The sequence below is a fragment of the Pseudomonas sp. NMI542_15 genome, from assembly GCF_021283425.1.
GTDB lineage: Bacteria > Pseudomonadota > Gammaproteobacteria > Pseudomonadales > Pseudomonadaceae > Aquipseudomonas > Aquipseudomonas fortuita.
Genome location: NZ_JAJSRO010000002.1, coordinates 186,176 through 198,446 on the forward strand (window position 1 = coordinate 186,176; position 12,271 = coordinate 198,446).

The 12,271-nt window shown below is 64.2% G+C and carries 11 protein-coding genes; 2 read left to right on the plus strand and 9 right to left on the minus strand.

Going from position 1 to position 12,271, the window contains the following annotated elements:
• Positions 1 to 83 precede the first annotated feature (83 nt).
• The 7 genes from pqqA to pedF all read right to left on the minus strand — a co-directional run bounded on the left by pqqA (position 84) and on the right by pedF (position 7,165).
• Complete coding sequence (pqqA, locus tag LU684_RS04165) at positions 84 to 155, minus strand: pyrroloquinoline quinone precursor peptide PqqA (protein ID WP_010455123.1); 72 nt, start codon at positions 153 to 155, stop codon at positions 84 to 86.
• 168 nt (positions 156 to 323) lie between these two features.
• The gene (gene exaC, locus LU684_RS04170) at positions 324 to 1,844 is read right to left on the minus strand and encodes an acetaldehyde dehydrogenase ExaC (protein WP_016486188.1); all 1,521 of its coding nucleotides are present in this window, start codon (positions 1,842 to 1,844) and stop codon (positions 324 to 326) included.
• 140 nt (positions 1,845 to 1,984) lie between these two features.
• Positions 1,985 to 3,772 carry a PQQ-dependent alcohol dehydrogenase PedH gene (pedH, locus tag LU684_RS04175; protein ID WP_016486187.1) on the minus strand — a complete coding sequence of 596 codons (1,788 nt, stop codon included), beginning with the start codon at positions 3,770 to 3,772 and terminating at the stop codon, positions 1,985 to 1,987.
• Between the two features lie 163 nt (positions 3,773 to 3,935).
• On the minus strand, positions 3,936 to 4,868 hold the full coding sequence (locus LU684_RS04180; RefSeq protein WP_016486186.1) for a quinoprotein relay system zinc metallohydrolase 1: 933 nt from the start codon (positions 4,866 to 4,868) through the stop codon (positions 3,936 to 3,938).
• A gap of 40 nt (positions 4,869 to 4,908) precedes the next feature.
• Positions 4,909 to 5,670 carry a quinoprotein dehydrogenase-associated SoxYZ-like carrier gene (locus tag LU684_RS04185; protein WP_023046940.1) on the minus strand — a complete coding sequence of 254 codons (762 nt, stop codon included), beginning with the start codon at positions 5,668 to 5,670 and terminating at the stop codon, positions 4,909 to 4,911.
• 152 nt (positions 5,671 to 5,822) lie between these two features.
• Entirely contained in the window at positions 5,823 to 6,698 is an 876-nt protein-coding gene (locus LU684_RS04190; protein ID WP_145914341.1) for a substrate-binding periplasmic protein, read from the minus strand.
• 5 nt (positions 6,699 to 6,703) lie between these two features.
• Positions 6,704 to 7,165 (minus strand): cytochrome c-550 PedF, encoded by a 462-nt coding sequence (pedF, locus tag LU684_RS04195; RefSeq protein WP_016486183.1) that lies wholly within the window; start codon positions 7,163 to 7,165, stop codon positions 6,704 to 6,706.
• Positions 7,166 to 7,419: 254 nt separating this feature from the next.
• Between pedF and exaA the strand changes: the two genes are divergently transcribed.
• Positions 7,420 to 9,315: a quinoprotein ethanol dehydrogenase gene (gene exaA / locus LU684_RS04200; protein WP_232894167.1), complete on the plus strand. Its 1,896-nt coding sequence runs from the start codon at positions 7,420 to 7,422 to the stop codon at positions 9,313 to 9,315.
• A 109-nt stretch (positions 9,316 to 9,424) separates the two neighbouring features.
• Entirely contained in the window at positions 9,425 to 10,084 is a 660-nt protein-coding gene (locus LU684_RS04205) for a pentapeptide repeat-containing protein (RefSeq protein WP_016486181.1), read from the plus strand.
• Between the two features lie 159 nt (positions 10,085 to 10,243).
• Here LU684_RS04205 and LU684_RS04210 read toward each other — a convergent pair whose 3' ends face one another.
• Both LU684_RS04210 and LU684_RS04215 read right to left on the minus strand, forming a co-directional pair.
• Positions 10,244 to 10,882 (minus strand): response regulator, encoded by a 639-nt coding sequence (locus tag LU684_RS04210; protein WP_023046938.1) that lies wholly within the window; start codon positions 10,880 to 10,882, stop codon positions 10,244 to 10,246.
• On the minus strand, positions 10,882 to 12,156 hold the full coding sequence (locus LU684_RS04215; protein ID WP_191087523.1) for a sensor histidine kinase: 1,275 nt from the start codon (positions 12,154 to 12,156) through the stop codon (positions 10,882 to 10,884). Before LU684_RS04215 ends, LU684_RS04210 begins: the two co-directional genes overlap by 1 nt.
• Positions 12,157 to 12,271: the final 115 nt, after the last annotated feature.

Here is a 12,271-nt window from a genome sequence, read left to right on the forward strand (position 1 = left end):
CGAAAGCAACCAGACCAATGAGCAGCACTGGCTCAGCCACGGGCAGTCAGAGGAACCGGCCACCGTAGTGGCCGGGTGGCACATCAGCGATTGGCGAAGTACATCGTCACTTCAAAGCCGATGCGCAGGTCGGTAAAGGCGGGTTTATTCCACATGGGCAGTCCTCTTGTTGTGCCGGGGGAGTCCGGTAGATGCATTAATGCACGGGGGGCGCCAGGGCCGAATGCTACTTTGGAAGGAGCTTGCGGGGTGCGTTGGTAGGGGAGTTTGTTTCCTGTGCCGGCCTCTTCGCGGGCATGCCCGCGAAGAGGCCGCGACGCGGTCTAGAAAAAGCCCAGCGGGTTGATGTCGTAGCTTACCAACAGGTTCTTGGTCTGCTGGTAGTGGTCGAGCATCATCTTGTGGGTTTCACGGCCCACGCCAGACTTCTTGTAGCCGCCAAACGCTGCATGCGCCGGGTACAGGTGGTAGCAGTTGGTCCACACGCGGCCGGCCTTGATGCCGCGCCCCATGCGGTAGGCGCGGTTGATGTCGCGGGTCCACAGGCCGGCGCCCAGGCCAAACTCGGTGTCGTTGGCAATTGCCAGCGCTTCGGCTTCGTCCTTGAAGGTGGTCACGCCCACCACCGGGCCGAAGATTTCTTCCTGGAACACACGCATCTTGTTGTTGCCTTTGAGCAGGGTCGGCTGGATGTAGTAACCGCTGCCCAGGTCGCCCTGCAGCTGCTCGGCACCACCGCCGGTGAGCAGCTGCGCGCCCTCCTCCTTGGCAATCTGCAGATAGGACAGAATCTTGTCGTATTGCTGCTCCGAGGCCTGGGCACCCACCATGGTTTCGGTGTCCAGCGGGTTGCCCCGCGTTATCTTGGCGATCTTCTTCATCACCTCGGCCATGAATGGCTGGTAGATCGATTCCTGGATCAGCGCCCGGGACGGGCAGGTGCACACTTCGCCCTGGTTGAAGAACGCCAGCACCAGGCCCTCGGCGGCCTTCTCGATGAACGCGGGCTCGGCCTGCATGATGTCTTCGAAGAAGATGTTCGGCGACTTGCCGCCCAGTTCGACGGTGGACGGGATGATGTTCTCGGCCGCGCACTTCATGATGTGCGACCCCACAGGCGTAGAGCCGGTAAAGGCGATCTTGGCGATGCGCTTGCTGGTGGCCAGCGCTTCGCCGGCCTCACGGCCGAAGCCCTGGACGATGTTCAACACGCCCGCCGGCAGCAGGTCGGCGACCAGCTCGGCAAAAATGGTGATCGACAGAGGCGTCTGCTCGGCCGGCTTGAGCACCACACAGTTGCCGGCGGCCAGGGCCGGGGCAAGCTTCCAGGCAGCCATCAGCAGCGGGAAGTTCCAGGGGATGATCTGCCCGACCACGCCCAGCGGCTCATGGATGTGATAAGCCACGGTGCCCTCGTTGATTTCGGCCGCGCCGCCCTCCTGGGCTCGGATGCAACCGGCAAAATAGCGGAAGTGGTCCGCTGCCAGCGGCACGTCGGCATTGAGCGTTTCGCGCACCGCCTTGCCGTTGTCCCAGCTTTCGGTGACGGCCAGCACTTCCAGGTTCTGTTCGATACGGTCGGCAATCTTCAGCAGCACCAGGGCGCGGTCTTGCACCGAGGTCTTGCCCCAGGCTTCGGCGGCTGCGTGCGCGGCGTCCAGGGCGCGGTCGACGTCCTGGGCAGTGGAACGCGGGAACTCGGCAATCGGCTGGCCATTGACCGGCGAGCTGTTGGTGAAGTACTGGCCAGCCAACGGCTGCACGAACTCGCCATTGATGAAGTTGCCATAACGTGGCTTGAAGGACACGACGGCGCCTGGGGTTCCGGGTTGTGCGTAGATCATGCTGAGCCTCTGCGGGTCGATGCCTGTCCCACGACAGGCGATGGACCGATGGTAAAAAGCCCCGCGTGCCAGGCGAATGCATCGTTGGCAGCGGGGCTCTCGTCATTTGGTAGTAGGGCCGCTTGCCTCAGGCCACTGCTTTACGGCTTGGCGCTTGCCGTTTGCTGCAGCTGCCTGGGCAGCTTGAAGGTCCAGAGCATGCCGCCTTGGTTGAAGTCCTTGACCCGCTTGGCCACTTCGCCCCCCCACAGCGGTACCGCGCCCCCCCAGCCAGAGACCACCGACACGTATTGCTCGCCGTCCATTTCCCAGGTCACGGGCGAACCGAGCACGCCAGAGCCGGTCTGGAATTCCCAGACCTTGTCGCCGGTCTTGGCGTTGAAGGCCTGCAGGAAGCCTTCCGGCGTGCCGGTGAACACCAGGTTGCCCTTGGTGGTCAGCACCCCACCCCACAGCGGCGCGTAGTTCTTGTGCCGCCACACTTCCTTGCCACTGATCGGGTCGATGGCACGCAGTACGCCGATATAGTCTTCGTTGAGCGGCTTGATGGTGAAGCCGGCGCCGAGGAACGCTGCGCCTTTCTTATAGGCAATGCCTTCGTTCCAGATGTCCATGCCCCACTCGTTGGAAGGCACGTAGAACAGCCCGGTGTCCTTGTTGTAGGCCATCGGCATCCAGTTCTTGGCGCCGAGGAAGGCCGGGGCGACGAACACCGAACTGCCCTTGGCTTCGCTGCCGGGTGCGCCTGGGCGGCTGGCGTCGTTGTAGATCGGCCGGCCATCCTTGTCCAGGCCGGTGGCCCAGGTGATCTTGTCGACGAAGGGGAAGCCGCGAATGAACTTGCCGTTGGTGCGGTCCAGCACGTAGAAGAAACCGTTGCGGTCGGCCGTGGCGGCAGCCTTGACCTCCTTGCCGCCGTCCTTGTAGTTGAACGAAATCAGTTCGTTGACGCCGTCGAAGTCCCAGCCGTCATGCGGCGTGCTCTGGAAGTGCCACTTGATGGTGCCGTCGTCAGGGTTCAGCGCCAGGCGCGACGAGGAATACAGGTTGTCACCGGGGCGCAGGTGCGAGTTCCACGGTGCCGGGTTGCCGGTGCCGAACAGGATCAGGTTGGTTTCCGGGTCGTAGTAACCGCCCAGCCAGGGCGCAGCGCCGCCGGTTTTCCACAAATCGCCGGGCCAGGTCTTGCCCGCCTCGCCGCCGGAAATACCGTTTTCGATTGCCTTGCCGTCCTTGTACACATAGCCCATGTGCCCTTCGACGGTGGGGCGCATCCACAGCAGCTCGCCGTTCTCGGGGTTGTAGGCCTGGATCTTGCCCACCACGCCGAACTCGCCACCGGCAACGCCGGTGATCAGCTTGCCGTTGACGATCATGGGCGCGGCGCTGATGGAATAGCCTTCCTTGTGGTCGGCCACCTTCTTGCTCCACACCACCTTGCCGGTGTCCTTGTTCAGGGCGACCAGTTTGGCGTCCAGGGTGCCGAAGAACACCAGGTCACCGTACAGCGCCACGCCGCGGTTGATCACGTCGCAGCAAGGGCGGATGTCATCCGGCAGGCGTGCATCGTATTGCCACAGTTTTTTGCCAGTGCGGGCATCCACGGCGAACACCCGCGAGTAGGAACCGGTCAGGTACATCACCCCGTCCTTGATCAGCGGCTGTGCCTGCTGGCCGCGCTGCTTCTCACCACCGAAGGAGAATGCCCAGACCGGCCGCAGCTCCTTGACGTTGTTGGCATTGAGCATGTCCAGCGGGCTGTAGCGCTGGCCCTGGACGCCCAGGCCATTGGTCACGATCTGCTGCGGGTTCTTCGGGTCCTGGAGGATTTCTTCATTGCTGACAGCGGCGTGAGCCGCGCCGGCAAGCAGCATGGCGCTGAGCACCAGGCTCACGGCAAACAAGGGGCGACGCGGGGATCGGGTCATGACGGCTACCTTTGGTTTTTTTGTTGTGCCCGGGAAAATTTCCCGGTGTGCCGGGAATTCTTGGTCCCGACCCGGTTGCCAACAATTACCCGCAGTGCGGAGTTTTCTAGTTCCTTGGTACGGGGCCGCATCCCCTCGACTTGCGCTCCTGCAGGGGAATGCGTCAGGGGTTGGCGTCGACGCGCTGCAGTTGTTGGCGTTCGTAGCGGGGATACAGATGGCTGACACTGCGAATCAGCTCATAACGGGTCAGGTTGATCCCGGCAAAGCGTTCGGGGATGGGGCTGCGGATCATCTCGGCCATGTCGTCGCCACGCGCCGCGCCGTCGCGCATCAACCCATCCAGCCAGCCCAGGTAATCACGCATCTGTGCAAACGGCCGGGCATCGCTGGCCAGCGGCCCGTGGCCGGGCACAAGCTGCTTCCAGGGCAAGGCTTGCAGGGTGTCCAAGTCCTTTTGCCACACCTGAAGCCCCGGGCTGTTGGGGGTGGTCAGGGCACGCTCGTAGAACACCAGATCGCCCGCGAACAGCACGCCGGTCTTCTCATCCAGAATCGCCAGGTCGGCGCCGGTATGCCCGCTCAACTCCAGCAACCGCAGGCGGTGCCCGCCCACCTCGTGGATACCAGGCTGCAGCACCCGGGTCGGCAGCACCACTTCGGTGCCGCGCATCCAGTCGCCGACCAGCCGGTACATGTTCTCGGCCATGGCCTCGCCCTGCTGACGCAGCAAGTCGCCGGTACCGGCCAAAGCGCCGACAGGTACATCGGCAAACGCCTGGTTACCCAGTACATGGTCAGGGTGATGATGAGTCAGCAGCACTTCAAGCACCGGCTTGTCGGTGGTGGCTGCAATGGCCTGGCGCAATGCTTCGCCGTAGCGTTTGGACGGCCCGCTGTCGATCACCACCACGCCGCTGTCGGTGACGATGAACGCGGTATTGACGATATTGCCGCCATTGGCCTTGGCGAAGTTGTCGGTGCTGCCCTCCAGCAGCCAGGTGCCCTCGGCGATCTGCCGAGGCGTGAGACGGTAGTCCAGGTCTGCCCAGGCCGGTAGCCCCAGGCATAGCAGCAACAGCATCATCCAACGCATGAAGGGTGCCTCTGGTCAGGGGTAAAATGCGGCAGCGCGGTCAGGGCACCGCCGCTTCGAACTGGTTGCCGCTGTTGTCCTGCAACAGCAGCCGGGTCGGCCCGGCACCCTGGATATCGAAGCCCAGGTTGGGGTTTTCGCTGACCGCCGGGTACAGCTCGAGGCTGGCCAGGCGCTGGCCGTTCGCGTCCAGCAACTCGGCATGGTTGAGGAAGAACTCGGGAATACCGCTGACCAGGCCATTGTCCATCGGGTGGGCCACCTGCAGGCGCAAGCGGCTGCTGTCGCCACGCGGGTAGCGCCCGCCCAGCACCTCTCCGAGGTGGTCTTCCCAACCGGGTTGGGTGCGCACCACGCTGGGCGCGGTACATCCGCCACCGGCGGCATCGATCAGGGTTGAGCCGACGTGCCACAGGCCATCGCGTGTCAGCACGGCGGCGCGCAGCGGGGTGGCCTGTTCGATACGGATACGGATCGACAACCAGGGCAACACGCGCTCGCCGGGCTGAAAGTCGACAATGCGCGGCAGCGGGTTGAGTTCGGCCCAGGCAATTATCCGCACCACCTCGCCAGCGAATGCCCGGGCGTCGATCTCCAGCGGGACCTGCCGTGCGTCCTCGGCAAAGGGCGGCGCCAGCAGCTTTACGCGGTCATCGAAGACGAACCCGGCCTGGCCCAGCAGCTGCTTGTGGTAGAAGTCCCACATCACCGAGGGCACCGGGTCCGTCTGGGGGGCTGGGGTGGCAGCTTGGGCTGCACAAGGCATCCAGCAGGCCAGCAGGAAAGTCGCTCGCCAGTTCATGGCCTGCTCCTGATTGAACAACACATAAGCCACTGATTCAGCGAGACCCTGTGGGAGCGGGCAAGCCCGCGAACACCGGCGAAGCCGGTGCCAGACACCGCGTTGCATTCTTCGCGGGCATGCCCGCTCCCACAGGGAAGGTGTGTGCCCCGCTATTGATACATCTCAGGGACCTCGTAGCGCAGGCCGTAAGCGGCATACATGGCCTTGAGCCGGCCATCGCGGATCATCGCCTCCAGGGCTTCCTCCACGGCATAGGCCAACTGCCGGTTGCTTTCGTGCACGGCCATGCCGATTTCCCAGGCCTGCTTGCCCAGGTTGGGGTAGGCGTTTTCCGCGAGGGCCAGTTGCGGGTCTGCGGCCTGGTGCAACTGCCAGTCAACTTCGCCGCGCATCGCCATCACCGCGTCCACCTGGCCGGCCTGCATGGCGCTGAACGCCTGCTGCACGCCGGGGTAGTGGTGGGTGTTGGCACTGAGCATGCCGTTGAACACCGAAGTGAGGTAGAACGACGGCACGCTGTCCACCTCGACCCCGATCGGGTGCTGCTGAAACACCGCAACACTGGCCACCGACGCCAGGCGACGACGGTCGTAGGCCACCTGCCAGCGCTCTTGCTGATAAGGGCCGAACATCGCCACTTGGGCGTTTTCCAGCTCGCCCAGTTCGTTGCGCTTTTGTGCGTAGGCTTGGTCGTAGGGCACCCGCATCATCAGGTCGGCCAGCTGTTGGTGGCGCAGCGGGCTGCCGCGCCAGATGTAGTCACGCAGGTCGTCATCGAGCTTTTCCCCGGGCGGTGCCCAGATCAGTTGCAAACGTACCCCCAAGGCCGAGGCCAACGCCTGCGCCAGTTCAACATCGACGCCGCGGGGCTTGCCGTGGTCTTCGAAACTGTAAGGTGGGAAATCCTTGTACACCGCCACTTTCAGCTCACCGGCGGCGATGATCGCGTCGTAGTTGCGCACCTGCGCCTGGGCCGTCGCGCACCACAGCAGCAGGCTACAAAACAGCACGGCAAACAGACGCATGGCCGTCACTCCTCGACGTGCACGCTGTCCAGGTAGGTGCGCACCGCCCACAGGGCTTCCTGGCTGAGGTAGTCGGCCATCTTCGGCATGTACACACGGCCATCGCGGACCGCGCCATGGCGTACCCGTTCGACAAACCATTCATCCCCGGCGTCACCGGCATCGAGCATGCGCAGGTCTGGGGCAATACCGCCGGACTTGGCCTCCAGGCCATGGCAGGCAGCGCAGTTCTGGTTGTAGGCCGAGGCGCCGATTTCCACGGCCTTGTCGTGCTCGGGCGAGCTGCGGTAAGGGTTTACTGCAGCCCACCCGTCGCCGTCCAGGCTTACGCCGGCGTCCTTGATCGGGGTCAGGCCCTTGGTCTCCACCGCCTGGGGCACCACGTTGCCATGAGCCCAGGCCGTACCGGTCAGCACCGCTGCGGCCAGCAGCCCTGCAGCAAGCAACACATTGCGTTTTGTTGTCATTGTTATGCCCTCACCATTGCACGCAAAGCCTCAACCACAGAGGCCGTGCCGCCATCTTAGAAACAGCCTGCGGACGCTCGAATGCTGCTTTGGTGGCCGGGCCTTACTCCCTTGGTAGTAGGGCTTGTGGCGAAGGGCCAATTGAGGTGCCGTTCGGGAAGTCTTCCCGGCAAGGGCGGGACTTTTTCCGTATCCCGCGACAGCGCCCCCGCCCCACCCTGTGCAGGCCAAAACCTCCACTGGGAACTGCAACCATGACAATAAGATCGCTACCCGCCCCTTCCCCCCTGGCCCTGAGCGTGCGCGTCCTGCTACTGGCCGGTAGCCTGGCCCTGGGCAATGTGGCAACAGCGGCCACCGCACCTGCTGCACCTGCCGGCAAAAGCGTCACCTGGGAAGACATCGCCAACGACCACCTGACCACCCAGGACGTGCTGCAGTACGGCATGGGCACCAATGCCCAGCGCTGGAGCCCGCTGGCCCAGGTCAATGACCAGAACGTGTTCAAGCTGACCCCGGCCTGGTCTTATTCCTTCGGCGACGAAAAGCAGCGCGGCCAGGAATCCCAGGCCATCGTCAGCGACGGCGTGGTCTACGTCACGGGCTCGTACTCGCGGGTATTTGCCCTCGATGCCAAGACCGGCAAACGCCTGTGGACCTACAACCACCGCCTGCCCGACAACATTCGCCCGTGCTGCGACGTGGTCAACCGCGGGGCGGCAATCTACGGCGACAAGATCTACTTCGGCACCCTGGACGCGCGGCTCATCGCCCTCGACAAAAACACCGGCAAGGTGGTGTGGAACAAGAAGTTCGGCGACCACAGCGCCGGCTACACCATGACCGGCGCCCCGGTGCTGATCAAAGACAAGACCAGCGGCAAGGTGCTGTTGATTCACGGCAGCTCCGGCGACGAGTTCGGCGTGGTCGGCCAGCTGTTCGCCCGCGACCCGGACACTGGCGAAGAGGTATGGATGCGGCCCTTCGTCGAAGGCCACATGGGCCGCCTGAACGGCAAGGACAGCACCCCGACCGGCGACGTCAAGGCGCCGTCCTGGCCAGACGACCCGACCACCGAAACCGGCAAGGTCGAAGCCTGGAGCCACGGCGGCGGCGCCCCTTGGCAAAGCGCCAGTTTTGATGCCGAGACCAACACCATCATCGTTGGCGCTGGCAACCCCGGCCCCTGGAACACTTGGGCGCGCACCTCCAAGGATGGCAACCCCCACGACTACGACAGCCTCTACACCTCAGGCCAGGTCGGTGTCGACCCCAGCACCGGCGAGGTGAAGTGGTTCTACCAGCACACGCCAAACGATGCCTGGGACTTCTCCGGCAACAACGAGCTGGTGCTGTTCGACTACAAGGACAAGGACGGCAAGGTGGTCAAGGCCACCGGGCACGCCGACCGCAACGGCTTCTTCTACGTGGTGGACCGCAACAACGGCAAGCTGCAGAACGCCTTCCCCTTCGTCGACAACATCACCTGGGCCAGCCATATCGACCTGAAGTCCGGGCGCCCGGTGGAAAACCCCGGCCAACGCCCGGCCAAACCGCTGCCCGGTGAAACCAAGGGCAAGCCGGTGGAAGTCTCGCCGCCGTTCCTGGGTGGCAAAAACTGGAACCCCATGGCCTACAGCCAGGACACCGGCCTGTTCTACATCCCGGGCAACCAGTGGAAAGAGGAATACTGGACCGAGGAAGTGAACTACAAGAAGGGCTCGGCTTACCTGGGCATGGGCTTCCGTATCAAGCGCATGTACGACGACCATGTCGGCACCCTGCGGGCAATGGACCCCACCACCGGCAAGCTGGTGTGGGAGCACAAGGAGCACCTGCCGCTGTGGGCGGGCGTGCTGGCAACCAAGGGCAACCTGGTGTTCACCGGCACTGGCGACGGCTTCTTCAAGGCCTTCGACGCCAAGACGGGCAAGGAGCTGTGGAAGTTCCAGACCGGCAGCGGCATCGTCTCGCCGCCCATCACCTGGGAGCAGGACGGCGAGCAGTACATCGGCGTGACCGTGGGCTACGGCGGCGCGGTGCCGCTGTGGGGCGGCGACATGGCCGAGCTGACCAAGCCGGTGGCTCAGGGCGGCTCGTTCTGGGTGTTCAAGATCCCGAGCTGGGACAACAAGACTGCGCAGCGTTGACTGCCTGAGGTAAAGCGTTATGGGGCCGCATTGCGGCCCCATAACGCTTATCCCGAATGCATTCAGGTCCGCCCCACAACTGCCCTGTTCCAACTGAGAGCCTTTCACCATGAACTACCTGCCATTTGCCTTGCTGTTGGTACTGTCCCCTGCCTTGGCCGTGAGCGCCGACGACGATGGCAACGATGCCCCGTTGACCATCAACGGCTGCGTCATTGCCGAAGCCAGCCAATGCCCGGGGGCCAACCTGCGCGGTGCCAACCTGGCCAACCAGGACCTGCGCAAGATGAACCTGGCCGGCGCCGACCTGCGTGATGCCGACCTGCGCCATGCCCGGCTCGACCTGGCCAACCTGGAAAAAGCCCGCCTGCAGGGCGCCAACCTGACCCGTGCCAGCCTGCAACAGAGCAACCTGCGTGTGGCGGACCTGAGCAACAGCAAGCTGGTGGCTATTCAGGGCTGGGGCTTGTTCGCCCAAGGGGCACAGTTTGAAAAGGCCGACCTCAGTGCTGCCTTCTTGCAGTTCGCCAGGTTGTCCGGGGCGAAGCTGCAGCAGGCCAACTTGCAGGCGGCGGACCTGGAGATGGCCTGGCTGAGCAAGGCTGATCTGCAAGGGGCCAACCTCAGCGATGCCAACCTGCAGGAGGCCAAGTTTGGCCAGAGCAACCTGGCGCGTGCGGATTTGCGCGGGGCGCGGCAGCATTACGGGAACTTCCAGGAGGCCAACATGGAGGGGTGCAAGGGATGCCCGGATACATGGGACAAATGAGTTCAGTTAGCAGGGGCCGCTTTGCGGCCCATCGCGACACAAGGCCGCTCCCACAATGACCGCGTACATACCAACTGCTGTGTGTACGCGGTCATTGTGGGAGCGGCCTTGTGTCGCGATGGGCTGCGAAGCAGCCCCAGCAAGCGCAGCTGACACACCTCACCCCGCCACCCGCACCACCCCCAGGTTGATGCCCAGGTGCACCAGCTCGGCATGCGAACTGACCTGCAACTTGCTCTTGAGCAAGGTCAAATGATTGGACACAGTCTTGGCGCTGATGCACAGCTGCTCGGCAATCACCCGCATCGGCGTACCTTTGGCCAGCATCGTGAAAATCTCCAGTTCACGCTGGGTCATGCGCTGCAAGCGGGGGTCACTGCTGCCTTGCTGTGACGTGCACGCCAACTGCGTAGCCAAGGGCTGTTCGATGTAGGCATGCCCGGCCAACACCCGCTGCACCGCCTCGATCAACACCTGGGGCGCCGAGTTCTTGGTCAGGTAGCCCGAAGCCCCCGCCTCCAGCGCCTGGCGCACCAGCGGCAGCTCGTCGTGCATGCTGAAAAACAGCACCCGCAGCTGAGGCAGGCGCTGGCGCAGGCGGCGGGTGGTTTCCAGGCCGCTGATACCGGGCAGGCCGAAGTCCATGACCACCAGGTTCGGCACTTGCTCCTGCACACGGGTCAAGGCCTCTTCTCCACTGGCCGCCTCTCGTACCTGCATCGCCGGCAACACCGTCCGCAGCAGGCTGGCATAGCCCTGGCGGACCACGGCATGGTCATCGACCAACAGGATATTCATCACACCTCCTTGGGAATGTTCAGGGCCAGTGCCCAGCCGCTACCCGGCCGGCTCAAGATGCGCAGCTCCCCGCCAAGGCTACGGGCGCGTTCGGCCATCGAGTGCAGGCCTACCCCTGGGCGCTGGGGCGGGTGCGCCCCGCGGCCATTGTCGCGAATGAACAGGCGCAAACCCTTGGCACTGCGCTGCAGGCGCACCCGCACCTGGCTTGCGCCGGCATGCCGAGCGACGTTGGTCAGTGCCTCTTGCAGCAAGCGGTACAAGTGCGTTCTGCTCGCCCCGGGGAGCGCCGGCAAGTGCTCGCCAACCCGCAGCCGGCATTCGATACCCTGGCTGGCCTGCCACTGGCTCACCAGCAGGCCGAAAGCCTCGGCCAGCGGCATGTAGTGCAGCGCCACCGGGTACAGGTTGTGCACCAGCGCGCGAAAGCCTTGCTGGAGGCGCTCGCAATTGAGTTCGAGGTCGTGCGCCGTCTGTGTCACCACCGCAGGCTGCTCAGCCACCATACGCAACAGACAGAGCTGGGCACGAATACCGGCCAGGTATTGCCCAAGGTCGTCGTGCAGGGTCTGCGCCAGCTGGGTGCGCTCTTGCTCCTGCGCCGCCAGCAGGGCCTGGGTCAGTCGGGCGTTGTCGGCCCGAGCCTGCTCCAGCGTTGCGGTCATGTGGTTGAAGTAGGTAGCCAGCTGGCGTGCCTCCGGCAGGCCAGCCTCGCGCAAGCGCGCAGTCAACTGCCCGCCCGAAACCTGACGCAAGGCGCACAGCAGTTCATCCAGCAGGCCCATGGCCCGCCGTACCGCCCAGCGGATGGTCAGCAGGCTCAACAGCCAGGCCACGCCACACAAACCCAGCAGTTGCTGCAGGGAGTCCCAGACTTCATCGATCTCATCCCGTGGATCGACAGCAATCAACACCCGGCGCCCGTCATTCAGGTCCAGCAGCCGGCGGCTGCTGTGGCGCTCGTCAAACAGCTGGCGGCCCAACCAGGCATCCAGGCCACTCCGCGCCGGTAGCCGCAGCGCTTCACCCGCCGCTAGCCAGTGCACCCGCACATGGCGCAGGCTCTGGGTCAGCCGGGGTTGCAGGCTTGCCGGGTCGCGTTCGGCAGTGTCACCGAGGTACGCCACCACCGCTTCGGCAGACTGCAATTCACGCTCGACATCCGCCACCGCCTGGTGCAACAGCGCGCCGGCACAGGCCAGCGTCACCAGGGCGAAACAGCACGTGACCCACAGGTTGATCCGCCACAGGGCCGACAGGTTGACAAGGCGCACAGGCGATTCTCCTCGGGGCGTTGTGGCCCATCGTAAAACCGCAACAGCCGCGCCGAATTACTACCTTGGTACCGGCCTGGCGCTACTTTCTGCATATTTCCCCCTCACGGCGGGC